Genomic DNA, 22,406 nt, shown 5'->3' with positions numbered 1-22,406 from the left:
TAACGCAGCATCAGGTAAGCTCTGGAGGTCGAAATGGATAACAATTACATCCGCTGGTTTGAAGATATCACCATTGAAGACATCGCTCTCGTCGGCGGAAAAAATGCCTCGCTGGGCGAGATGTACCGCGAACTCACCTCACAGGGCGTAAAAGTACCCAACGGTTTTGCCATTACCGCCGATGCCTATCATGACTTGCTGGCGCAGCCCGGGGTCAGTGCCGCGCTGCATGATGCACTCGATGCGCTCAACCCGGAGGATGTCGTCGATCTGGCCCGGCGCGGCGCTCGCGCCCGCGACATCATTTATAACGCCCCGCTTTCAGGAAATATCAGTTCCCAAATCCTGCTCGCCTATACCCAGCTCAAGGCTGAATACGGCGACACGCTCAGTCTGGCAGTACGCAGTTCGGCCACTGCCGAAGACTTGCCCACGGCCAGCTTTGCCGGACAACAGGACACCTACCTCAACATCAGCGGCGATGATGCACTACTCGACGCCTGCAAGCATTGCTTCGCCAGCCTGTTTACCGACCGTGCCATTCATTACCGTGTAGATCAGGGCTTCGATCATTTCAAAATCGCTTTGTCTATCGGCGTCATGAAAATGGTGCGTTCCGACATTGCTGCCTCCGGAGTCATGTTTTCGCTGGATACAGAAAGCGGGTTTCGTGATGTGGTGTTTATCACAGCCGCCTATGGCCTGGGTGAAAACGTGGTGCAAGGCACGGTGGAGCCGGATGAATTCTATGTGCACAAACCCACGTTCAATCTGGGCCACCGCATGGTGCTGCGCCGGCGACTGGGCGGCAAAAAAATCAAGATGACCTATAGCGCTACGCAGGCTGGCATCACTACGGTCAATATTCCCACGCCAGTAGCCGATCAGGCACGCTACTGCATCAGCGATACCGACGTATTGACGCTGGCCGACTACGCACTGAAAGTGGAAAACCACTACTCGCAAAAAATCGGCCATGACCGCCCTATGGATATGGAATGGGCCAAGGATGGCCTCGATGGCGAGCTGTACATGGTGCAAGCCCGTCCGGAAACCGTGACCTCGCAGCGTGCCGCCAACCTGCTGGAAACCTTTCATCTTGACGGCAGCGGCGAACTGGCAATTACCGGTCGCGCAGTCGGCGCGCGCATCGCCAGCGGCAAAGTCCGCATCATCAGCGATGTCGCCAATCTATCCGAATTTCAGGCGGGGGAAATCCTCGTCGCCGACACCACGTCGCCTGACTGGGAGCCGGTAATGAAAATCGCGGCTGCCATTGTCACCAATCGCGGCGGGCGTACCTGCCATGCCGCCATCATCGCCCGCGAACTCGGCATTCCTGCCATCGTCGGTGCCGATCATGCCACCACTGCCTTGCACAACGGCGAACTGGCGACCGTATCCTGCGCAGAAGGCGACATTGGGGATGTCTACCGTGGCGACATTCCCTACCACGTCGAGCAGACCGATCTCGCGCAGTTAGCGCGCCCGGCAACGGAGATCATGATCAATATCGGCAATCCCGATCTGGCGTTCAAAACGGCGCAACTGCCCAATGACGGCGTCGGTCTGGCGCGCATGGAGTTCATCATTACCCAGGCCATCAAGGCGCACCCGATGGCATTGCTCTACCCCGAACGTATCACCGATCCGGCAGTGCGCGAGCAGATTATCGCGCTCTCCCACGGTTATAAAAGTGGCGCGGATTTCTTCATCGCCAGACTGACCGAAGGCGTGGGCACACTGGCGGCCGCGTTCTACCCCAAACCAGTGGTGATGCGCATGTCCGACTTCAAATCCAACGAATATGCGTCGCTGCTGGGCGGCAAGGATTTCGAGCCGGATGAAGCCAACCCGATGATCGGTTTTCGCGGTGCCTCACGCTACGCCCACCCCGCCTATGCTGATGGCTTCAAGCTGGAATGTCTGGCGATGAAACGGGTACGCGAGGAAATGGGGCTGACCAACGTCATCCTCATGCTGCCGTTCGTGCGCCGCGTCGCCGAAGCCGACCTGGTCCTTGCCAAAATGGCCGAATTCGGCCTAAAGCGTGGCGATAACGGCTTGCAGGTCTATGCCATGTGCGAAGTGCCGAATAACGTCATCCTCATCGACCAGTTTGCCTCGCGCTTCGATGGTTTTTCCATCGGCTCCAATGACCTTACCCAGCTCACGCTGGGCGTCGACCGCGACAGCGAGATCGTCGCCTTTGATTACGATGAACGTGACGACGGCGTGAAAGCCATGATCCGCATGGCCGTCGAGGGTTGCAGCAGAAACAGCATCCATTCCGGCCTGTGTGGTCAGGCGCCGTCCGACTACCCGGAGATGGCGGAATTTCTGGTTGAACTCGGCATCGACTCTATCAGCCTTAACCCAGACAGCGTGCTTGCCACCACGCGCAGCATCCTCGCGCTGGAAGCCAAGCTGGGGCGCGCACCGCGCAGCCAATCAGGAGATTCAAAATGAACCTTTCCTTTCATGGTGCCGATCGCGGCGTTACCGGCTCGTGCCACATGATCGTGTGTGCCGGTAAAAACATCCTGATCGATTGCGGCATGTATCAGGGCGGGCATGAACTGGACGAAGAAAACAGCGAACCGTTCGGCTTTGACCCGGCCACCATCGATTACGTACTGCTCACCCATGCCCACCTCGATCACTGCGGACGGCTGCCATTGCTGGTCAAACGCGGCTTTCGCGGCGAAATCATCACCACTGCCGCCACCCGCGCCCTGGCCCGTGTGGTCATGATGGATGCCGCCGGTTTGCAGGAAGACGAAGCCCGTTACCGGGCACGCAAACACAAGCGCCATGGCGAACAGGATGGCGATGAACCGCTGTACACCACGCTGGATGCGCTCAACACACTGGAATACTTCGGGCGTAGTGCCAAGTACGACCATGCTATCGATATCGCCCATGGCATTAGCGCCACTTTTCTGGATGCCGGCCACATTTTAGGTTCAGCCAGTATTTTCCTGAACCTCACAGAAGGTAAAAAAAACCGCAAAGTGGTTTTTTCCGGGGACCTGGGCAACGCGGGCAGAAAACTGCTACGCGACCCGACACCACCGCAACATGCCGATGTCGTGGTGATGGAAACCACCTATGGCGACAGGCTGCATCGTTCCCTGCCGGAATCCATCACCGAGTTGTACGATGCCATTAACGATGCCTTGCAGCGCGGCGGCAATATCATCATTCCGACTTTCGCTCTGGAGCGCACCCAGGAGTTGCTGTTCTTCTTGCGTGAAGGCGTAGAACAAGGCGTGCTGCCACGCAGCATGCAGGTATTTCTGGATTCGCCGATGGCAATCTCCGCCACTGAAATATTCAAGCAGTATCCGGATTGCTACAAGAAAAGCACGGCGGCGCTGTTCCATGCCGGCAACGACCCTTTTAGCCTGCCCGGCCTGCACTTTACCCGCGAAACCGCACAAAGCATGGCCATTAACACGGTAGTGGGCGGAGCAGTGATCATGGCCGGATCCGGCATGTGTACCGGTGGAAGGGTACGCCACCATCTCAAGCACAACCTGTGGCGCAAGGATTCCAGCGTCATATTTGTCGGCTTTGCTGCACAGGGCACACTGGCGCGGCTAATCATTGACGGTGCGCAGAAAGTCAAAATATTTGGCGAAGAGATTGCGGTCAAAGCTAAAATCTATACTATCAACGGCTTTTCTGCCCATGCTGACCGTGATGAATTGCTGGCGTGGCATCATCACATCAAGCCCGCCCGCACCTTCCTGGTACACGGTGAAGAAGAGGTGATGCAGAGCTTTTCCAGCCGCCTGAAAAACACCGAAGTTCACATGCCCCTGCGCAATCAGGTTTTCGATCTCTAATACAGCCATACCCTATGTTCATCTTTCCAGAAATCCCCCCCATGCTTGTGGCGCTCGTCGCCACCGTATTATTCGGCTTCGTTATCGGACTGGAAGTCCACAGCTATCGCCACGCCCGCAACAAAGACCTGGGCTTCGGCACTACCCGTACCCTGACGCTGCTGGCGGTAATGGGCTTTGTGCTCGCCGCACTCGACCCGCATTTGTGGCTGTTCATGGCCGGCCTGTTCATCATCTCCGGCTTGCTGGCACTGCAATACTGGAACCGGCTGGCTGCAGGCGAGCAAAGCCTGCTGCCAACCTTCATCGCGCTGCTGACCTATCTGCTCGGCCCGCTGGCGCTGCAGCAGCCGCTATGGCTGCTGATCCTGTATGTGGTGGTGGTATTGCTGCTGCTCGGCGGCAAGCCCGGCATCCGCCGCTTCTCCGACACTTTCCAGAGCACCGAAGCGGTAACGCTGGCCAAATTCATGATCATGGCCGGGCTGATCCTGCCCATGCTGCCCGATCAGCCCATCGCCAGTTTCATCAGCGTCACCTATAGCCAGCTGTGGCTGTCGGTCGTCGTCGTGTCGACCATCTCCTACCTGAGCTATGCCGCCCAGACTTACTTCTTCCCCAATAACGGTGTGCTGCTGGCCGGTATCCTCGGCGGACTGTATTCCAGCACCGCGGCTACCGTGGTACTCAGTCGCCGCGCGCAAAACGCTACCGCCAGTGATCGCCTCTATGCCCCCGCCATCATCCTGGCGACGGCGATGATGTACCTGCGGCTGATGGCACTGATCCTCATCCTCGGCCACACCAGTATCGCGTTACAGCTGGCGCTGCCTTTTGCCGTGGTGATTATTACTTCAATACTGATCGTCTGGTGGCTGTACCGGCGCGTGGCCAGCATCAGCAACAAGGATGACGACATGGCTACGCCGGTGCGCCACCCGCTGGAATTCACCACCGCCATCCTGTTTGCGGTGCTGTTTATCTTTTTTGCCGGCCTGACGCAGCAAGTCATCACCCACTACGGCAGCGCCGGGTTACACTGGCTGTCTTTCGCCATAGGCTTCAGCGATATCGATCCGTTCATCCTCGCCTTACTGGCAGGTAAATACAGCATCGACCTGAATTTGATTACCACCGCCATCATCATTGCCACCGCCAGCAACAACCTGCTCAAGGCCGCCTATACGACAGCCCTGGCGCGTAATCACACCGTCATGCCTGCGGCGCTCTGGCTGGGTTTCATTGGCATCATCTCTATCAGTTACGTTTATCTGAAATAATCAGGGGCACTCCATGCAATTCAAAGATTACTACCAAATACTTGGCGTCGACAAAACTGCCACCGCCGACGAAATCAAGAAATCCTACCGCAAGCTGGCGCGCAAATACCATCCCGACGTCAGCAAGGAAGCCGATGCCGAGAAAAAAATGAAAGAGGTCAACGAAGCCAATGAAGTACTGTCCGACCCGGAAAAACGTGCCGCCTATGATCAGGTCGGCAAGGGCTACCGACCCGGCCAGGATTTCCAGCCGCCTCCGAACTGGGATGCCGGATTCGAATTCTCCGGCGGCGGGTTCTCCGGTGCAGACATGGGCGATACCAGCGACTTCTTTGCCAACCTGTTCGGCCAGGCCGGACGCGGCAGACGCCACAGCCAGTATCAGGCGCGCGGCGAAGATCGTCACGCCAAGATCGTCATTGAATTACAGGATGCCTATGATGGTGCCACCCGTACCATCACGCTGCAATCGCCGACGACCGATGCGCAAGGCCGCGTTTACACCAAAGAGCATGCCATCAACGTACGCGTTCCCAAAGGCGTCAAGGCCGGCCAGCATATCCGCCTGAGCGGACAGGGCAGCCCCGGCATCGGCGGCGGCACTGCGGGCGACCTGTATCTGGAAATCCAGTTCAAACCTGATGCCCGTTTCCGCACCGAAGGCCGCGACGTCTTCCAGACTGTACCGGTCACGCCGTGGGAAGCCGCGCTCGGCGCCAGCGTCGAAGTCGTCACGCCATCCGGTTCAGTACAGGTCAAAGTCCCAGCCAATTCCCAGACCGGGCGCAAGTTACGGCTCAAGGCGCGCGGCATCCCCGGCGACCCGGCAGGCGACCTGTACCTGCTGCTGGAAGTGGTACTGCCACCTGCTGACACTGAAGCCGCCCGCCAGCTGTATGAAACCATGGCACGCGAACTTGCCTTCAACCCCCGTGACACAATGGGAGCATGAACCATGACCACTATCATCATCGGTGACATCAAGCTGAACCTGGCCGACCTGGCGCATAGCTGCAGCGTCAGCCAGGAATGGATTGTGGAGCGAGTGCAAGCCGGCTTACTGTGTACCCTGCCCATGAATGCAGATAAAGCCAGCTACAGCAGCGCCGAGCTCACCCGCGCCCGCCGCCTGCTCAACATCGAACGCAGCTTTGATGCCAACCCGGAGCTGGCGGCGTTGGTAGTGGATATGATGGAAGAGATTGAACGGCTGCGCGGTCAGGTTAGCCGCATCGATAACGATCTAATTGATTTGTAATATTATTCCTGTATTTTCGGACTTTCCCGATTCAGTTCCAGCAGGGCTCATTTTTGGATCCTGAGGCAATCGAGATACATGATACACTCTGAACGGATGGATTAATTAGTCTCCCTTACGGATTTACTGATTTTTACAACCAACTTTAAAGGACATCTCATGTCAGGTTCAATAAATGGTGGTGTGCGTCTCGTACTGCGGCTCGAAGGCTTGTGTGTGCTCATTGCGGCTGTAGTGGCATACTCGAAATTCGGCGCTGGCTGGAGTACGTTTGCACTTTTCTTCCTTGCACCCGACATTTCATTCCTCGGCTATCTTGCCGGCCCGAAGTCTGGTGCCATTAGTTACAATGCGGCGCACTCCTATATAGGTGCGGTTGCTTGCGTTGTGGCGGGCCTCGTACTTCCAGCCCCGGTATTGCTTTATGCCGGCATGATCTGGTGTGCTCACATCGGTTTCGACAGAGCGCTCGGTTACGGACTCAAATCTTCAGAGGGCTTTAGCTTTACACATCTTGGCCGCATTGGGCGCATTTCTGGCAGTGAACTTACACCGGCAGTGGACTATGCGGATTCACCGCGATCAAACCCTGTTACGCCAGCTTGAATTACACGGCGTCATCGCAACAGACTCACACTAAACTTTATGTTTCTGTCACGACACCCGGTATATGTGATTTTACTTGCCGCCAGCGCTCTGAGCTTGAACGGGTGCACTCTGGTTCGGGTTGCGAATGCATGGATACAACCCAAAATCTCATTTACTCAATGCACGCCTGATCCAAGAATATGGTGCGAACCGGGGTCTGGAGAGCTGGCGAATCGCATCGCCCCGCTCCTGTCAGATGCAATAGCCATTGTCGAGCGGGCGCAATTTTCCAGTTTCACTTCTCCCGTCGTAATCTATACATACAATTCTGCCGAAAGCTTTTCCGCACACAGCGGTGCAGTAATATATGCAGCAGGCGCTGTGTCACTGGGGCGTCTGAATCTTTCGCCAAAACTATTAGCTACCCCCGACCGGACCAAAGGCATACTGATACACGAGTTGTCGCATCTCAACCTGCAATTACAGATGGGATCGCTGGCGTGGGCGCGTGTACCGAGCTGGTTTCACGAGGGCCTTGCTACTTTTGTGTCAAATGGAGGCGGCGCGGAAACCATATCCGTGCAAGATGCCACTGTCGCATTATTGCAGGGAAAACGATTCAACCCCGATGAATCGCAATGGGCTGCATTCCCAAAAAGCGCATCTTCTTACGGCCTGACTCCGCACATGTATTACAGGCAGGCAGCCTTGTTTGTCGGCTTCCTGCATGACAGCGACCCCAAGGCATTTCAGAGGCTGCTCCACGCCATTGCAGCGAAAATCACATTCTCCGAAGCTATCAATTTGTCATATCATGAAAACCTGGCTTCCTTATGGTTACGTTTTCTGTCCAGCAGCTACCTCGCCGAACCTGCTCACGGAACTGCTGCAGTGACCACTAAACTTAACTAACCAGTATCGCCGGGAGTGGCCACATGGGGTTACCAGACCAGCCTCGAAATACACTTAACACTTATCTCAGATAACGTTACCAGAATTTGAGAAGATGAATAAAATAAACACTAATCCACTGATACGCCGTCTGTTTGCCATTATCCTCGTCGTCGCGGTGCCCAGCTTTGGCTGCTTCGGACTGTATTCGCTGGGGCCAGAGAGTAACGCTAGCGCACCGGTGCAATTCATGGTGGTTGGCGCTTACCCGGTCGCGCTTATCAGCCTGGGGCTGCTGGTGCTGGCGCTGACATCCCCAACTCGCCAACGCTGGCAAATTGGGGGTGCAACTGCAGTACTGATCTTAGCCACGACCATCATCCTGCTGGCACGTAACAGCCACATACTCGACTGAATACGCAGACAGCAGGAAATGCATAGCACTTTCAAGAGTTATGCAGCCTGGTTCTACCTGTTTTATTGTTGGTACTTTAACGGTACTCTTCGCATCTTAACTTCAAATTTTGGCGTGATAATTATGGACTCTGATCGCTACAAACGTGGTTTGGAAAAACTCAAGGAAATTGATGGTCATGCAGGTGAACGAGTAATTGAAGCTCTGAAAGACATAGCACCCGATCTCGCTCGTTACACCATCGAATTCCCTTTCGGCGATGTTTATTCCCGTGGTGTACTTTCTCTTAAAGAACGAGAGATCGCAACCGTCGCTGCCTTAGCTGCTCTTGGCAATGCGCTGCCGCAACTCAAAGTTCATATTCATGGCGCGCTCAATGTCGGATGCACCAGACAGGAGATCGTTGAGATCATGATCCAAATGGCTGTCTATGCCGGCTTTCCTGCCGCGCTCAACGGCACCTTCGCAGCGAAGGAAGTCTTTGCAGAGCGTGATGCTGCTGGTCAAAAAGATTAACAACCATGCTCGCGCTTGTTCGACTCATCGCCTCCATTGCCTTGATGGTGCTGACATTCGCTGCAAATGCTGCGACAGGTCTGACTGAAATCCATACTACCAACGGCGGGCCTGTCACCGTCTTCTATCCTTCCGACAGTCCGAGCTCGCCAGTCCAACGCGGGCCTTTTATGTTTGACGTTGCGCTGGATGGCGTGCCCATACGGGGTAATGGCCGGTTGATCGTCATCTCACACGGATCACCAGCATCCCCGTGGGTATATTTTGACCTGTCACACACGTTGGTGGATGCGGGTTTCATCGTAGCACTACCGGAGCACTACGCCGACAACTACAAAGACGACAGCGAACCCGGGCCACCGAGCTGGAAACGACGACCACTTGAGGTATCCCGAGCCATCGACATAATGGCCGATGACGCGCGATTTCGACCGCTGCTGGCTCTGGACAAAGTGGGTATGTATGGCATGTCCGCAGGCGGCCACACTGCGCTCACCCTTGCCGGTGGGCGTTGGTCGCCTGCACAACTGCAGCGGCATTGCGAGGCCCATATTACCGATGATTTTCAGGCATGCGCAGGTCTGACGACACAACTTACCGGCGGCATTTTTGACGGTATCAAGACGGCTGTCGCACGTTGGGTGATTGATTATAAATTGACGGATAACACATGGTATCAGCACACCGATTCCCGAATCACAGCGATTGTTGCCGGGGTCCCTTTTGCAGCCGATTTTGATACCGCATCACTGGCAACACCCAAGGTACATCTGGGGATAATTACTGCACGTCAGGATAAGTGGCTGGTACCAAAATATCATAGTGACGCAATTTTAAAGGTATGTACGACATGCGAACGGGTAGCCGATTTCAAAAACGGTGGACATGGCGCATTGTTATCACCCCTTCCACCTGATCGCAGCGGACTGGTAGCGAAACTCATTGCCGACCCGCAAGGCTTTGATCGCGTCAATGAAGTTCCGGAAGTTAATCAGAAGATCACCGCCTTTTTCATTAGGCAACTTGCCACTCGGCAATATCGATAATGAGCGGGTAATAAGCCACGGACATTTTGGCATTTACCTGCATATGGTCACCGCAATGTCACAGCATCGGTTTATACTAAAACGACAAAACCATCTGGAGATAGGCATGATGCAGTCGCAACCGCTTTCCGCTTCCGAACTGGACCTCATCCACCGCTACTGGCGCGCTGCCAACTATCTCTCGGTCGGGCAGATTTACCTGCTGGATAATCCGCTATTAAAAGAGCCTCTCAGCATCGAACACATCAAGCCGCGCCTGCTCGGGCACTGGGGCACCACGCCGGGGCTGAATTTCATTTATGCGCACATGAACCGCGTGATCCGCCGCGACGACCTGAATATGGTGTTCATTGCCGGCCCCGGTCATGGCGGCCCGGCGGTGGTTGCCAACACCTATCTCGAAGGCAGTTACAGCGAGTTTTACCCCAACATTTCGCAAGATGAACTGGGGATGAAGCACCTGTTCCGCCAGTTCTCTTTCCCCGGTGGCATTCCCAGCCACGCTGCACCGGAAACGCCCGGCTCGATACACGAAGGTGGTGAGTTGGGTTATGCGGTGTCGCATGCCTATGGTGCGGTATTCGATAATCCCGACCTGATCACTTGCTGCGTGGTGGGTGATGGCGAGGCAGAAACCGGCCCGCTGGCGACAGCATGGCATTCCAACAAATTTCTCAACCCGGTTACCGATGGCGCGGTGTTGCCTATCCTGCATCTGAACGGCTACAAGATCGCCAATCCCACGATACTGGCGCGCATCAGCCATGACGAACTCAGTCAGCTGTTCGTCGGTTACGGCTACAAACCGTATTTTGTCGAAGGCGACGACCCGGCTCTGATGCACCAGCTTATGGCAGCGACGGTGGATACGGTGATCGCCGAAATTCGGGAAATACAGCGTCAGGCACGCGAGGACGGCAATACCACCCGCCCGATCTGGCCGATGATCATACTGCGCTCACCCAAGGGCTGGACCGGCCCCAAGACAGTCGACGGCCTCAAGACCGAAGGCTCATGGCGCTCACATCAAGTGCCGCTATCAGAGATGGCGAGCAAGCCTGCGCATGTGCAGCTACTGGAAACCTGGATGAAGTCCTATGTGCCCGAGGAGCTGTTCGACAGCCACGGCACGCTGCTGCCGGAACTCGCTGCGCTGGCACCCGCAGGTACGCGGCGCATGGGTGCTAACCCGCATGCCAATGGCGGCATCCTGCTACACGAGTTGCGCCTGCCTGATTTCCGTGACTATGCCGTGGCAGTGACCCAGCCCGGCCGTAGCGAAGCTGAAGCCACCCGCGTGCTGGGCAATTTTCTGCGCGACGTGATGCGCAACAACATGCATAATTTTCGCGTCGTTGGCCCGGATGAAACCGCTTCCAACCGTCTCGGCGCATTGTTTGAAGTCACCCAGCGCACCTGGGAAGCCGAGCTGCTGCCAACTGACGACCACCTCGCCCCGGATGGCCGGGTCATGGAAATCCTCTCCGAGCACACCTGTCAGGGCTGGCTGGAAGGCTACCTGCTTACCGGCCGCCACGGCTGGTTCTCGTGCTACGAAGCGTTCATTCACCTGATCGATTCGATGTTCAACCAGCATGCCAAATGGCTCAAGGTAACTAGCCAGGAAATCCCCTGGCGGCGACCGATTGCCTCGCTCAATTACCTGCTCACCTCGCATGTGTGGCGGCAGGACCATAACGGCTTTTCACATCAGGACCCTGGCTTTATCGACCATGTAGTCAACAAGAAAGCCGAAATTATCCGCGTCTATCTGCCGCCTGACGCCAACACCCTGCTCTCCGTAGCCGATCACTGCCTGAAGAGCCGCAACTACGTCAACGTCATCGTTGCCGGCAAACAGCCGGCGCCGCAATGGCTGTCGATGGATGCGGCAATCAAGCATTGCACCGCGGGTATCGGCATCTGGGAATGGGCCAGCAACGATCAGGATGACACGCCGGATGTGGTAATGGGCTGCTGCGGCGATGTGCCGACACTGGAAGCATTGGCGGCAGTCGATTTGCTGCGCCAGCTGGCACCCGAACTCAAGATACGCTTCGTTAACGTAGTCGATCTGATGACGCTGCAACCTTGCGAAGAACACCCGCACGGTTTGAAGGACATGGATTTCGATGCACTGTTCACCACCGACAGGCCTATCATCTTCGCCTATCACGGCTACCCGTGGCTGATTCATCGCCTCACCTATCGCCGCACCAATCACGATAATCTGCATGTGCGTGGCTATAAGGAAGAAGGCACCACCACCACACCATTCGACATGGTGGTGCTGAACGATCTTGACCGTTTCCATCTGGTCATCGATGTCGTCGATCGCGTGCCAAAAATGCAGCACCGCGCTGCGCATATCAAGCAGGCCATGCGTGATCGCATCATCGAGCACAAACACTATATCGAACGTCATGGCGAGGATATGCCGGAAATCCGCGACTGGACCTGGCGCTATTAATGACGACGACTGCCCCCATACTCACCATCAACAGCGGCTCATCGTCACTCAAGGCCAGTCTGTTTCGCGCTGACGGTACGCGTCAGGATTTCCGCTACGAACATATCGGCCAGGGTTTTCCACACGATCACCGCTACGCCTTTGACGCCCTGCTGCGCGATATGGGCAGCGACCAGCCAGTGGCAGTCGGTCACCGTCTGGTGCATGGCGGCGAAGTCACCACACCGGCCCGGCTGATCGATGACGCCGAGCGGGCACGCCTGCAACAGCTGGTCGCACTGGCACCGCTGCACCTGCCGGGTAACTTGCTGGGAGTGGATTTATGCCGCGCGCATTTTGCTGTGCCGCAAATTGCCTGTTTCGATACCGCCTTCCATGCCACCCTGCCACCACTGGCACAGCGCCTGCCTATAGCCAGTGAGCTGGGCTTACGCCGCTACGGCTTTCACGGCATCAATTACGCTCACATCGCGCAGCGTCTGCCCGCCCTGCTGGGTGACGCCGCCAGCGGTAACATCGTGGTGGCGCATCTGGGCAACGGGGCAAGTCTGTGTCTGCTGCAAAATCTGCAATCGGTGGACACCACCATGGGTTACACACCCGCCGGCGGCATCCCCATGGGCACGCGCAGTGGCGACCTGGATCCCGGAGTGATGCTGACGTTGGCGGAGCGCTATCCGCCCGCCGAACTCAACGATCTGGTGTATCAGCGCATGGGGCTGATTGCATTATCCGAAGGGGAAAGCAGTGACATGGCGCAACTGCTGGCAAGTGACAGCGCCGCGGCGCAATTTGCGGTGGAGTATTTCTGCCAGCAGGTACGCGGCGCTATCGGTGCACTGGCTGCCAAAGCCGGCGGCATCGATGCACTGGTGTTCACCGCCGGCATCGGTGAACACGCGCCGCTGGTACGTACCAAGGTGTGTGAACCGTTGCGTTTTCTGGGCTTTCAGCTCAACAGCAATGCCAATTCAGGCAACGCGCTGCAAATTAGCACGGTAGACAGCAAACCCGTGCTGATCATCCCCGCCGATGAGGAAGGCATGATCCGTCAATTGGTCAGCACACTTATCCAGCACAACACGACAGTTGCTTAACATCCTTGTTAAAGGTTTGCGCACACAGCTTCAGGCCTTCGACCATGGTCAGATAAGGGAAAAACTGTGACGCCAGCTCTTTCACCGTCATCTGCGCACGTAAGGCGAGCGCAGCCGTCTGGATCAATTCACCTGCTTCCGGCGCTAACGCCTGCACGCCGAGCAAACGTCCGCTGACCTTGTCCGCCACCAGCTTGATGAAGCCTCGCGTGTCAAAATTGGCCAGTGCCCGCGGCACATTATCCAGCGTAAGGATACGCGTTTCTACCTCGAAACCCTGATGCAGAGCTTCGGCCTCAGACATGCCCACGGTGGCTACCTGAGGATCCGTAAAGACCACAGCCGGCACGATGGACAGATCCAGCACTTCATGACCACCCAGCATATTGGCGGCAGCACGTGTGCCAGCAGCGGCTGCCACGTACACGAAAGCAGGGTTGCTGGTGCAGTCGCCACCCGCGAAGATAGTGGCCACGGAGGAACGCAAGCACTCATCCACAACGATAGCGCCACTCGCATTTAACTTGACGCCGATATGTTCCAGCCCCATCCCGGCGGTATTCGGCACCCGTCCCGCAGCTACCAGCAAGCGGTCGCCACTGACTGACTCGCTCCCCAAGTCCAGAGTAAATTGCCCATGAGCATGTTTGACGCTTTTCACAGTCTGCTCGGTGAGCACACGCATGCCTTCAGCTTCGAGCAACGTGAGCAGCGTTTCCCCGATCAAGGCATCTTCCTGCGATAACAAACCGGAACGCGCCACCAGCGTCACCTGACTGCCAAGCCGCAGGAACGCCTGCGCCAGTTCCAGCGCAATCACCGAGCCACCGTACACCAGCAGATGTTGCGGCAATTCATCTGTCGCCAGCGCTTCCGTCGAGCTCCAGAACGGCGTTTCGACCAGACCCGGCACCTCGGGAATACGCGCCGAAGCACCGGTAGCGATCAGCACACGGTCAAAAGCAATCTCGCGACTGCCGCCTGCGTCCAAATCCACCGTCAGGGTTTCTGTATTCTTGAAGCGCGCAAAACCCCGCACCAGACTGATATTGGGGTTGCTGTCCAATATGCCTTCATATTTGGCATGGCGCAGTTCTTCCACACGCCCCTGCTGTTGCGCGAGCAGTACCTTGCGATTAATCTGCGGCGTACAGGCTTCGATGCCGGCATCAAATGGACTGCTGGCGCGCAGATGGGCAATGTGTGCAGCCCGGATCATGATTTTGGAAGGGACACAGCCAACGTTGACGCAGGTGCCGCCGGTGACGCCACGTTCAACCAGCGTCACTTGCGCACCGCCTTCAGCAGCTCTGATTGCTGCAGCAAAGGCGGCCCCGCCACTGCCGATCACGGCAATACGCAAAGCAGAACCGCCCGTAGCCGCTTCTGCTGTATTAGCCAGCTTCACGCCATAACCTTGTGCTTCGATAACGGCGGCAACAGTTGCGGCGTTGAGTTCATCCCGGGTTTCGACCCGCGCCTTACCCTCGGCATAGGAAACCTTGACCTGCACCAACCCATCCAGTTCGCGCAAGCTACGCTCTATGGATGTCGCACAATGGTCGCAGGTCATGCCCGCCACGTCGAACACATAGCTATTCATTTGGCTTTATCCGCTTTGATTTCAGACGGGTAACCCGCTTCGAATGTCGCGTCCTGCATGTTGGTAACAGTGGCCTTGCTGTCGTCATAGCTGACCACTGCTTCTTTTTTCTCCAGCGACACATCTACCTTGGCAACGCCCGGCACTTTCTGCAAAGCCTTCTTTACCGTAATCGGACACACTGCACAATACATGCCGGGCACGCTCAAGGTAACGGTTTTGACAGCAGCCAGCGCTGACGCGGAAAAGAACATTACGCCGATTACAGAGGTGGCAACAACCGAGATGATTTTTTTCATGATAGCTCCTAGTAGAAAAGGGGTGCAAGGTAAGGGGAACTGATGGAAATGACGATGAGCGCTGCGACCAGCCAGAACAGGATTTTGTACATGCGCTGGGTACGCGGCACGGCACATAGCGTGCCGGTCTCACAGGTCGCTGCCGGTTGCCATAGCTTGCGGTAGGCCAATACCAGAAACACAATGGCAATACCTAACGTGAATGGGCGGAAGGGTTCCAGCACTTGCAGATTCGACATCCACGCACCACCAAATCCAAGCAGCACTAGCACCAGAGGTCCCAGACAGCAGGCTGAAGCCAGGATTGCCGCTATACCACCGGCAATCAGTGAATACGCCCCTGATTTCGTTGAATTCATTCCCACGACGGTCTCCATGAAGATAAGATATGCTAATCTTAAGTACGGAGTCAGGTACGGAGACAAGCGAATTTTATGATGAAAGATGAATTAACGATCGGCGCGCTGGCGAAGGCCGGCAATGTCAATGTCGAAACCATCCGTTACTATCAGCGCATCGGCCTGCTGCCGGTTCCGGAACGCAGTTACGGCACTATCCGCCGCTATACCGGTGACAGTCTGAAACGGGTGCGCTTCATCAAGCGCGCCCAGCGTCTGGGATTCTCGCTGGACGAAATCAGGTTACTGCTCGGACTGGCGGATGACAAACATTGCACTGAAACCAGAGAATTAGCCGAGAAAAAACTTGCCATCGTTGCTGATAAAATGGCTGATCTGGCAGCGATACAGCAGACGCTGCAGAAGCTGGTTGCGTCATGTGCGCAAACGACCGGAGGACGCGGCTGCCCGATTATTGATAGTCTGGGTGAAGACGAGCAGCCGTAATGCGTTACTGATTCAGCCGTGCCAGCAGATTTTCCAGCTTGTCGGTATCCGTGGCCTTGAGGATTTTTTGCACCAGTATCGTGGTTTCGCTACTGTGGGTTTTTAATATCTGCTGTTTTACGCTGAGCACGCTGGCTGGCTGCATGGAGAAGCGACGCAAGCCCAGCCCGATCAGCAAACGTGTCAGCTTGGGGTCGCCGGCCATTTCACCGCACACCGACACCGGCTTGCCGGCTTTTTCTCCGGCCCGCAGCGTCATGGCGATCAATTGCAGCACCGCGGGGTGCATCGGATCATACAAATAGGAAACACTGTCATCGGCACGGTCGATGGCCAGCGTGTACTGAATCAGATCGTTGGTGCCGATGGAGAGAAAATCCATACGCTCGGCAAAAGCCTGCGCCATTAACGCCGCAGCCGGAATCTCTATCATGCCGCCCACTTCTACCGCTGTATCAAACGGGATATTTTCAGCTGTCAAACTGGCCTTGGCACGATCTAGCGCAGCATACGTCAGGCGCAACTCGACCAGATTGCACAGCATCGGGATCAGAATTTTTACTTTGCCATAATGCGAGGCGCGCAAGATGGCTCTGAGCTGGGTATGGAACAGCGGCAACTCAGACAAACACAGGCGTATCGCGCGCCGGCCCAAGGCAGGATTGAGCGTATGTTCGGTCAACTCACCTAAAGGCTTGTCGGCACCGACGTCCAGGGTACGGATGGTGACCGGCATGCCATTCATCGCGGCGGCCACTTCACGATAGGCTGCAAACTGCTCATCTTCAGTGGGCAGATCAACACGGTTCATGAACAGGAATTCACTGCGGAACAAGCCTATGCCGGTCGCCCCGGATTCTTTTACGGCGGCGATATCCTGCGGCAATTCGATGTTGCCATGCAATTCGATATCCACGCCATCCAGTGTGGCGGCACGGCTGGTGGTAATGCGCTTGAGTTTCTGATGTTCGATTTCCCACTGCTCTTTACGCAGCTGATACTCTTCCAGCTCGGCATCGTCAGGATCGACGATAACCACACCCTGATCGCCATCGACAATAATGATTTCATTATCACGAATCAGGTTAAGCGCGTTATGCAGCGCCATTACCGAAGAAATATTCAGGCTGCGTGCCAGAATCGCAGAGTGCGACGTCGCACCACCGGCATCGGTAATAAACGCCGCAAACTGCGAGCGCTTGAAACCGATCATGTCGGCAGGTGACAGATCATGTGCCACCAGGATACTGTCGGCCAGCGTACTCTCTACCGATGGCAAATTATCCGGCTGCCCTAATAACACCTTGAGCACCCGTTCGACCACTTGCACTACGTCGGTTTTGCGTTCACGCAGATACGGATCTTCGATCGCTTCAAACTGGTCAACCAGCTGTTCCATCTGCTGGGTCAACGCCCACTCAGCATTGCATTGCTGGCTACGGATCAGTTGTTTCGGCACTTCCGACAGCATGGAATCATTCAGGATCATCAGATGCATGTCGAGGAAAGCCGGCAGTTCAGCAGGCGCATTTGCCGGAATCTGCGTACGCAGCACTTCCATTTCCTGACGCACGGTGGTGACTGCATCCTCAAAGCGCGCTATTTCCTTATCCAGATATTGCTGGGACAGGACATAATGCGCGACTTCGATACGGCTGTGCGAAGCCAGCCGGGCTACGCCAATGGCGATACCGGCAGATACACCAATACCATGCAGAGTAAAACTCACTCGCCTTCCCCAAACTTGTCGTTAATCAATGCCAGCAGCGCAGTCATCGCCGGCTGCTCGTCGAGACCATTGGTTTCCAGTTGCACCACCGTGCCTTTGGCTGCAGCCAGCATCATGACCCCCATGATGCTTTTGGCATTCACCCGACGCTGATTGCGTGTGATCCAGATTTCACTTTGAAACTGCCCTGCAGTTTGTGTCAGCTTGGCGGACGCACGCGCGTGCAATCCCAATTTGTTACAAATTTCAACGTCCTGTTGCAGCATCACAAAACTCCGGTGAGATATATAAAATGCCTTCCTGCCCGCCGGTCACGGCTTTTTTCACCAATGACTCGAGGGGTTCCTGACGATAAGTAATGGCACGCATCAACATTGGGAGATTGACTCCGGCAATACCTTCCACCTTGCCCGGGACCAGCAAACGGCACATGGTATTGCACGGTGTTGCCCCATAGACATCGGACAACAGCAACACACCATCCCCCTGATCCAGCTCCACCAGCAATTGCTCTGCCTCACCGAGCATGCAAAGCTGCGTCTGTGCAGACACATCCAGTGCCGCCACTAATGGCGGGCGACTACCTAATACATGCGTCGCACATTGAATCAGGCTTTCACCCAACGTACCGTGCGCGACGACGAGTATACCTATCATCAGCTATTCCTTATTTGCTTCAAAACTCAAACGTTTCTGCATCGCAGGCGTCAGATGAACCTTGCCAGCTGCATCAATCAGCATCGCCTGAGTAATCCCCATTTGTTGTGCGGCCTGCTGCCAGCCGCTTACGCCTGCTATAAAAATTGGCTTGCTTGCCACATCCGATAGTGTACCTGCATGGGGGCCGGGTGCAAGCAGTACCGTCACCGCCTGCACACCCTGAGCCGGCCAGCCGGTACGCGGATCGATGATATGGCAATAGCGTTTGCCGTCCAGCTCAAAGAAGCGCTGATAATCTCCTGAAGTACCTATCGCCTCACCATCGCGCAGATCCAGCGTTGCAATCGGGCCGGGTTTGCGCGGATGCTGGATGCCGACGCGCCAGGCTCGATCGCCATGTTTGCCCAGCGCCATGATATTGCCGCCGATATTGATGAGCGCATTGTGCACACCTTGCGAGCGTAAGTAGGCTGCAGCCAGATCCAGCGCATAGCCTTTGGCGTAGCCCCCCAGATCCAGCCGTACTGCCGGATTGTTGCTATGGAACATGATGCCGTTGACCACGATGTCCTGCATTTGCGGATTGGCTTTTACCAGTGCCTGTATGGCCGCCGGGTCAGGCAATTTCGCTTCGAAATGATCGGACTGGAATCCCCACAGATGGATCAGATTGCCGATGGCCGGATTGAACAACCCGCCCGACTGTATCGAATACTGCGTGGCATCACGAATGACCGGGATCATGCCCGGCGCAATAGCGGCCTGCGCAGGGCTGAGGCTGAATATCTGGTTCATCCGTGCCAGCGTGCCCGGCTCCCAGGCATGCAAGCTATGGTGCATCTGGTCGAAATCACGCAACACCTGCGCCGTCACGCGCCGCGCCTTGTCTTCGGGTTCGCCGTAGATGCTGACTTCGACCCGGGTACCAAACACATAACTTTCCTGACTGTACAGCGCCGGCTTGCCACAACCCGCAAGCAACAGCACAACCAGCAACAGCACCCAGCGTAGCCGGGTTAGCGGCATCGCTGCTCCAGCGCATCGATGAACAGCGCCGCCACATTGCAATCAGTCTGCAACGAGATCTCGACAAAACCCGTTGGGCTGGTAACATTGATTTCGGTAAGATAATCACCGATCACATCCAGCCCTACCAGGAACAGTCCCAGCTCACGCAAGACAGCGCCGATAGTGGTGGCGATTTCCAGATCGCGCGCTGACAGAGGCTGAGCCACGCCACGTCCGCCTGCGGCCAGATTGCCACGCGTTTCGCCTTCAGCAGGAATCCGTGCCAGTGCATAAGGCACAGGCACGCCGTCAATCAGCAATATGCGTTTGTCGCCTGCGCTGATTTCCGGGATATAGCGTTGCGCCATGATCGTACGCCGCCCCAACCGGGTCAGTGTTTCAATAATGACGTTAAGATTGACCTCGCCGCTACGCACCCGGAATATCTCCGAACCACCCATTGCATCCAGCGGTTTCAAGATAATATCGCCATGCTCGTGCAAAAATGCCTTGATCACTTCAGCCCGGCAACTGACCAGCGTCGGTGCCGTAAATTGCGGAAAACGCGCAATGGCGAGCTTCTCGTTAAAATCACGCAATGCCGAGGGGCGGTTAAACACCCGCGCGCCCTGCACTGTCGCCAGCTCGAGCAAATGCGTGCTGTACAAATATTCGGTATCAAACGGCGGATCTTTGCGCATGATCACCGCATCGAACTGGTGCAGCGCGATTTTCTCCACCGTGCCCAGGCTATACCAGTGTTCGGCATCATGTAGCAGATGCAGGGGTTTTGCCAGCGCCAGCACTTGCTGATCATGCAGCAGCATGTCCTCCTGCCGCAACACATGCAGCGTATGCCCGCGTGCAGCCGCCTCGCGCATCATGGCTACGCTGCTGTCTTTATAGGCTTTAAGCTGGCTGACGGGGTCAATTATAAAAGCTATTTTCATGCTATTGGCCTTGTACGTTCTAACTCAATCGAAGCAGCCAGCATTGCCAGCCGCGCAACCACGCCATAGGTATAGAAACGGTTCGGCACAGAATCCGGGTTAGCTTGCTGATCCGGCGTACAGCATGGTGTTTCGAATGCCAAAGGCACAAAATGCATGCCCGGCGCGTTGAGATTCTCGTCAATACCTCGCCCGGTATGCACGCGATAAAAACCACCGACCACAAAGTGATCCATCATATACACCACTGGCTCAGCAATCGCATCGTCTATGCTTTCAAACGTATAGACACCTTCCTGAATGATCACTTCGGACACCTGCAAACCCTCTTTGCCTACCGCCATCTTGTTGCGCTGTTTACGGTTGAGATCGCGCACTTCCGACGGGTCTTTTACGGTCATGATGCCCATGCCGTATGTACCGGCATCTGCCTTCACAATCACGAACGGTGCGGCATCAATGTTGTATTCCTCATATTTGAGGCGAATTTTTTCCAGCATGAAAGTAACGTGTTTTTCCAGGCACTCTTCACCTTGCCGCGCCTGGAAATCAATTTCGCCGCACGTGGCAAAATACGGATTAATCAGCCACGGATCAATGTCGATCAGCTCGGCAAATTCCAGTGCCACCTGGTTATATGCGGAGAAGTGGTGCGATTTACGGCGTACGTGCCAGCCGGCATGCAGCGGCGGCAGCAAGGATTGTTCGATATTCTTCAAAATTTCCGGCACACCGGCTGACAGATCATTATTCAGCAAGATCGCACACGGATCATAATCGCTCAAGCCTACGCGGTTGCCACGGCGTATCACCGGCTCCAGCGTCAAGGTTTCGCCTTCCGCCAGCGCCAGCACCAAAGGCTCGGTCAAATCCGGAATCAGGCTGCCGATGCGAACTTCCAGACCTGTCTGGCGCAGAATACTGGCGAGCCGCGCCACATTTTGCAGATAGAACAGATTGCGGGTGTGATTTTCAGGAATCAACAGCAAGCTTTGTGCATCAGGGCAGATTTTCTCGACTGCGCTCATTGCCGCCTGTACCGCCAGCGGAATGAAGTCCGCATTCAGGTTATTAAACCCGCCGGGAAACAGATTGGTATCAACCGGCGCCAGCTTGAAGCCGCTGTTGCGCAAATCTACCGAGGTATAAAACGGCGCTTCATGCTCCTGCCACTGCGAGCGGAACCAGCGTTCGATTTTGGGCGTTGACGCTAAAACATGACGCTCCAGCTCCAGCAACGGGCCAGTTAATGCGGTTGTTAAATGTGGAACCATGCGATGCCTCTTTTATCATTTGTATAACCAGGTGCCCGACATCCGGCAAACTTACTCGAAATTCACTTTGCGTATTATCCGGCTTGGCGGTTTAATAACGCATTTCCAGCAAACAGCCCTCAATATATGTTCCATATCGTGCTTTTTCAACCTGAAATTCCACCTAATACGGGTAACGTCATTCGTCTTGCTGCCAATACCGGCTGTACCTTGCATCTGGTCGAACCGCTAGGCTTTACGCTCGAAGACAAACAATTACGCCGAGCCGGACTAGATTACCACGAATATGCCAGTCTCCACATCCACCCGGATTGGACAACTTGCCGCCAGCATCTTGGCGATCGTCGCATTTTTGCGCTCACCACCAAAGGTTCCAGCAGCATTGCCGACTGTGCATTCCAGCCCAACGATGTGCTGCTGTTCGGCCCCGAAACACGCGGCCTTCCTGCTGAGATACTGGCCGAATTCAATACCGAGCAACGCATCCGCTTACCGATGATGCCCAGTAGCCGCAGCCTGAATTTATCCAACACCGTCGCCATCGTCGTGTTTGAAGCTTGGCGCCAGAATGGCTTTGCCGGCGGGGTCTGATCGCAAGCCATTGCGGATTCTAATACAATTGACAT

At 55.7% G+C, this 22,406-nt stretch carries 23 protein-coding genes; 14 read left to right on the top strand and 9 right to left on the bottom strand.

Translation table 11 applies throughout. The annotated features are described in order from the left end of the window. Nucleotides 1–33 precede the first annotated feature (33 nt). The 12 genes from ppsA to EJE49_RS02585 all read left to right on the top strand — a co-directional run bounded on the left by ppsA (nt 34) and on the right by EJE49_RS02585 (nt 13,412). A complete protein-coding gene (gene ppsA, locus EJE49_RS02640; protein WP_124948862.1) occupies nt 34–2,469 on the top strand; it encodes a phosphoenolpyruvate synthase in 2,436 nt (811 codons plus the stop codon). Further along, complete coding sequence (locus EJE49_RS02635; RefSeq protein ID WP_124948861.1) at nt 2,466–3,851, top strand: MBL fold metallo-hydrolase RNA specificity domain-containing protein; 1,386 nt, start codon at nt 2,466–2,468, stop codon at nt 3,849–3,851. Before ppsA ends, EJE49_RS02635 begins: the two co-directional genes overlap by 4 nt. Nucleotides 3,852–3,892: 41 nt before the next feature. Then, nucleotides 3,893–5,131, top strand: coding sequence for an MgtC/SapB family protein (locus EJE49_RS02630; protein WP_223246711.1), 1,239 nt, complete (start codon nt 3,893–3,895; stop codon nt 5,129–5,131). A gap of 13 nt (nt 5,132–5,144) precedes the next feature. After that, the gene (locus EJE49_RS02625; protein ID WP_124948859.1) at nt 5,145–6,083 is read left to right on the top strand and encodes a DnaJ C-terminal domain-containing protein; all 939 of its coding nucleotides are present in this window, start codon (nt 5,145–5,147) and stop codon (nt 6,081–6,083) included. Between the two features lie 3 nt (nt 6,084–6,086). Next, complete coding sequence (locus tag EJE49_RS02620) at nt 6,087–6,389, top strand: chaperone modulator CbpM (protein WP_124948858.1); 303 nt, start codon at nt 6,087–6,089, stop codon at nt 6,387–6,389. Between the two features lie 159 nt (nt 6,390–6,548). After that, nucleotides 6,549–6,995 (top strand): DUF4260 domain-containing protein, encoded by a 447-nt coding sequence (locus EJE49_RS02615; protein WP_124948857.1) that lies wholly within the window; start codon nt 6,549–6,551, stop codon nt 6,993–6,995. A gap of 39 nt (nt 6,996–7,034) precedes the next feature. Next, nucleotides 7,035–7,889 carry a peptidase MA family metallohydrolase gene (locus EJE49_RS14480; protein ID WP_124948856.1) on the top strand — a complete coding sequence of 285 codons (855 nt, stop codon included), beginning with the start codon at nt 7,035–7,037 and terminating at the stop codon, nt 7,887–7,889. A gap of 94 nt (nt 7,890–7,983) precedes the next feature. After that, entirely contained in the window at nt 7,984–8,283 is a 300-nt protein-coding gene (locus EJE49_RS02605; protein WP_124948855.1) for a hypothetical protein, read from the top strand. A gap of 18 nt (nt 8,284–8,301) precedes the next feature. Next, a complete protein-coding gene (locus tag EJE49_RS02600; RefSeq protein WP_223246710.1) occupies nt 8,302–8,799 on the top strand; it encodes a carboxymuconolactone decarboxylase family protein in 498 nt (165 codons plus the stop codon). Between the two features lie 5 nt (nt 8,800–8,804). Next, on the top strand, nt 8,805–9,845 hold the full coding sequence (locus EJE49_RS02595; RefSeq protein WP_189941634.1) for an alpha/beta hydrolase family protein: 1,041 nt from the start codon (nt 8,805–8,807) through the stop codon (nt 9,843–9,845). 109 nt (nt 9,846–9,954) lie between these two features. Beyond that, the gene (locus EJE49_RS02590) at nt 9,955–12,315 is read left to right on the top strand and encodes a phosphoketolase family protein (protein WP_189941700.1); all 2,361 of its coding nucleotides are present in this window, start codon (nt 9,955–9,957) and stop codon (nt 12,313–12,315) included. After that, entirely contained in the window at nt 12,315–13,412 is a 1,098-nt protein-coding gene (locus EJE49_RS02585) for an acetate/propionate family kinase (protein ID WP_124948852.1), read from the top strand. Before EJE49_RS02590 ends, EJE49_RS02585 begins: the two co-directional genes overlap by 1 nt. Here EJE49_RS02585 and merA read toward each other — a convergent pair. The 3 genes from merA to merT are packed head-to-tail and all read right to left on the bottom strand — an operon-like array spanning nt 13,384 to nt 15,673. After that, nucleotides 13,384–15,015, bottom strand: a complete 1,632-nt coding sequence (merA, locus tag EJE49_RS02580) for a mercury(II) reductase (protein WP_124948851.1) — start codon at nt 15,013–15,015, stop codon at nt 13,384–13,386. The two genes, EJE49_RS02585 and merA, sit on opposite strands and share 29 nt — an antisense overlap. Continuing rightward, nucleotides 15,012–15,314: a mercury resistance system periplasmic binding protein MerP gene (merP, locus tag EJE49_RS02575; protein WP_124948850.1), complete on the bottom strand. Its 303-nt coding sequence runs from the start codon at nt 15,312–15,314 to the stop codon at nt 15,012–15,014. The genes merA and merP overlap by 4 nt, the downstream gene beginning before the upstream one ends. Before the next feature lie 8 nt (nt 15,315–15,322). Further along, nucleotides 15,323–15,673 carry a mercuric ion transporter MerT gene (merT, locus tag EJE49_RS02570; RefSeq protein ID WP_124948849.1) on the bottom strand — a complete coding sequence of 117 codons (351 nt, stop codon included), beginning with the start codon at nt 15,671–15,673 and terminating at the stop codon, nt 15,323–15,325. A 75-nt stretch (nt 15,674–15,748) separates the two neighbouring features. On the opposite strand from merT, the gene merR reads away from it, so the two are divergent. After that, nucleotides 15,749–16,159 carry a mercury resistance transcriptional regulator MerR gene (gene merR / locus EJE49_RS02565; RefSeq protein ID WP_223246709.1) on the top strand — a complete coding sequence of 137 codons (411 nt, stop codon included), beginning with the start codon at nt 15,749–15,751 and terminating at the stop codon, nt 16,157–16,159. 4 nt (nt 16,160–16,163) lie between these two features. Here merR and ptsP read toward each other — a convergent pair whose 3' ends face one another. Genes ptsP through gshA form a run of 6 tightly spaced genes read right to left on the bottom strand, consistent with a single transcriptional unit; the run spans nt 16,164 to nt 21,780 of the window. Continuing rightward, entirely contained in the window at nt 16,164–17,888 is a 1,725-nt protein-coding gene (ptsP, locus tag EJE49_RS02560; protein WP_124948848.1) for a phosphoenolpyruvate--protein phosphotransferase, read from the bottom strand. Next, entirely contained in the window at nt 17,885–18,154 is a 270-nt protein-coding gene (locus tag EJE49_RS02555) for an HPr family phosphocarrier protein (RefSeq protein ID WP_124948847.1), read from the bottom strand. The genes ptsP and EJE49_RS02555 overlap by 4 nt, the downstream gene beginning before the upstream one ends. Then, a complete protein-coding gene (locus tag EJE49_RS02550) occupies nt 18,135–18,545 on the bottom strand; it encodes a PTS sugar transporter subunit IIA (protein WP_124948846.1) in 411 nt (136 codons plus the stop codon). Before EJE49_RS02550 ends, EJE49_RS02555 begins: the two co-directional genes overlap by 20 nt. 3 nt (nt 18,546–18,548) lie before the next feature. After that, entirely contained in the window at nt 18,549–19,574 is a 1,026-nt protein-coding gene (locus EJE49_RS02545) for an FAD:protein FMN transferase (protein ID WP_124948845.1), read from the bottom strand. Further along, nucleotides 19,565–20,506 (bottom strand): glutathione synthase, encoded by a 942-nt coding sequence (gene gshB, locus EJE49_RS02540; protein WP_124948844.1) that lies wholly within the window; start codon nt 20,504–20,506, stop codon nt 19,565–19,567. Before gshB ends, EJE49_RS02545 begins: the two co-directional genes overlap by 10 nt. Then, complete coding sequence (gene gshA, locus EJE49_RS02535) at nt 20,503–21,780, bottom strand: glutamate--cysteine ligase (RefSeq protein WP_124948843.1); 1,278 nt, start codon at nt 21,778–21,780, stop codon at nt 20,503–20,505. The genes gshB and gshA overlap by 4 nt, the downstream gene beginning before the upstream one ends. 126 nt (nt 21,781–21,906) lie before the next feature. Here gshA and trmL point away from each other — a divergent pair, with 126 nt between their 5' ends. Continuing rightward, nucleotides 21,907–22,371 (top strand): tRNA (uridine(34)/cytosine(34)/5-carboxymethylaminomethyluridine(34)-2'-O)-methyltransferase TrmL, encoded by a 465-nt coding sequence (gene trmL / locus EJE49_RS02530; RefSeq protein ID WP_124948842.1) that lies wholly within the window; start codon nt 21,907–21,909, stop codon nt 22,369–22,371. The last annotated feature ends 35 nt before the right edge of the window (nt 22,372–22,406 follow it).

This window comes from Sulfuriferula thiophila (assembly GCF_003864975.1).
GTDB lineage: Bacteria > Pseudomonadota > Gammaproteobacteria > Burkholderiales > Sulfuriferulaceae > Sulfuriferula > Sulfuriferula thiophila.
This window is presented reverse-complemented; position numbering and strand designations above follow the sequence as displayed.

Excerpts from the sequence above, each read along its gene's own strand:
- merR (WP_223246709.1), top strand. The coding sequence starts at position 15,749 with ATGATGAAAGATGAATTAACGATCGGCGCGCTGGCGAAGGCCGGCAAT.
- EJE49_RS02620 (WP_124948858.1), top strand. The coding sequence starts at position 6,087 with ATGACCACTATCATCATCGGTGACATCAAGCTGAACCTGGCCGACCTG.
- EJE49_RS02625 (WP_124948859.1), top strand. The coding sequence starts at position 5,145 with ATGCAATTCAAAGATTACTACCAAATACTTGGCGTCGACAAAACTGCC.
- EJE49_RS02585 (WP_124948852.1), top strand. The coding sequence starts at position 12,315 with ATGACGACGACTGCCCCCATACTCACCATCAACAGCGGCTCATCGTCA.
- EJE49_RS02555 (WP_124948847.1), bottom strand. The coding sequence starts at position 18,154 with ATGCTGCAACAGGACGTTGAAATTTGTAACAAATTGGGATTGCACGCG.
- gshB (WP_124948844.1), bottom strand. The coding sequence starts at position 20,506 with ATGAAAATAGCTTTTATAATTGACCCCGTCAGCCAGCTTAAAGCCTAT.
- trmL (WP_124948842.1), top strand. The coding sequence starts at position 21,907 with ATGTTCCATATCGTGCTTTTTCAACCTGAAATTCCACCTAATACGGGT.
- merA (WP_124948851.1), bottom strand. The coding sequence starts at position 15,015 with ATGAATAGCTATGTGTTCGACGTGGCGGGCATGACCTGCGACCATTGT.
- ppsA (WP_124948862.1), top strand. The coding sequence starts at position 34 with ATGGATAACAATTACATCCGCTGGTTTGAAGATATCACCATTGAAGAC.
- EJE49_RS02600 (WP_223246710.1), top strand. The coding sequence starts at position 8,302 with ATGCATAGCACTTTCAAGAGTTATGCAGCCTGGTTCTACCTGTTTTAT.
- gshA (WP_124948843.1), bottom strand. The coding sequence starts at position 21,780 with ATGGTTCCACATTTAACAACCGCATTAACTGGCCCGTTGCTGGAGCTG.
- EJE49_RS02545 (WP_124948845.1), bottom strand. The coding sequence starts at position 19,574 with ATGCCGCTAACCCGGCTACGCTGGGTGCTGTTGCTGGTTGTGCTGTTG.
- EJE49_RS02635 (WP_124948861.1), top strand. The coding sequence starts at position 2,466 with ATGAACCTTTCCTTTCATGGTGCCGATCGCGGCGTTACCGGCTCGTGC.
- merT (WP_124948849.1), bottom strand. The coding sequence starts at position 15,673 with ATGAATTCAACGAAATCAGGGGCGTATTCACTGATTGCCGGTGGTATA.
- EJE49_RS02590 (WP_189941700.1), top strand. The coding sequence starts at position 9,955 with ATGCAGTCGCAACCGCTTTCCGCTTCCGAACTGGACCTCATCCACCGC.
- merP (WP_124948850.1), bottom strand. The coding sequence starts at position 15,314 with ATGAAAAAAATCATCTCGGTTGTTGCCACCTCTGTAATCGGCGTAATG.
- EJE49_RS14480 (WP_124948856.1), top strand. The coding sequence starts at position 7,035 with ATGTTTCTGTCACGACACCCGGTATATGTGATTTTACTTGCCGCCAGC.
- EJE49_RS02595 (WP_189941634.1), top strand. The coding sequence starts at position 8,805 with ATGCTCGCGCTTGTTCGACTCATCGCCTCCATTGCCTTGATGGTGCTG.
- EJE49_RS02630 (WP_223246711.1), top strand. The coding sequence starts at position 3,893 with ATGCTTGTGGCGCTCGTCGCCACCGTATTATTCGGCTTCGTTATCGGA.
- EJE49_RS02605 (WP_124948855.1), top strand. The coding sequence starts at position 7,984 with ATGAATAAAATAAACACTAATCCACTGATACGCCGTCTGTTTGCCATT.
- EJE49_RS02550 (WP_124948846.1), bottom strand. The coding sequence starts at position 18,545 with ATGATAGGTATACTCGTCGTCGCGCACGGTACGTTGGGTGAAAGCCTG.
- EJE49_RS02615 (WP_124948857.1), top strand. The coding sequence starts at position 6,549 with ATGTCAGGTTCAATAAATGGTGGTGTGCGTCTCGTACTGCGGCTCGAA.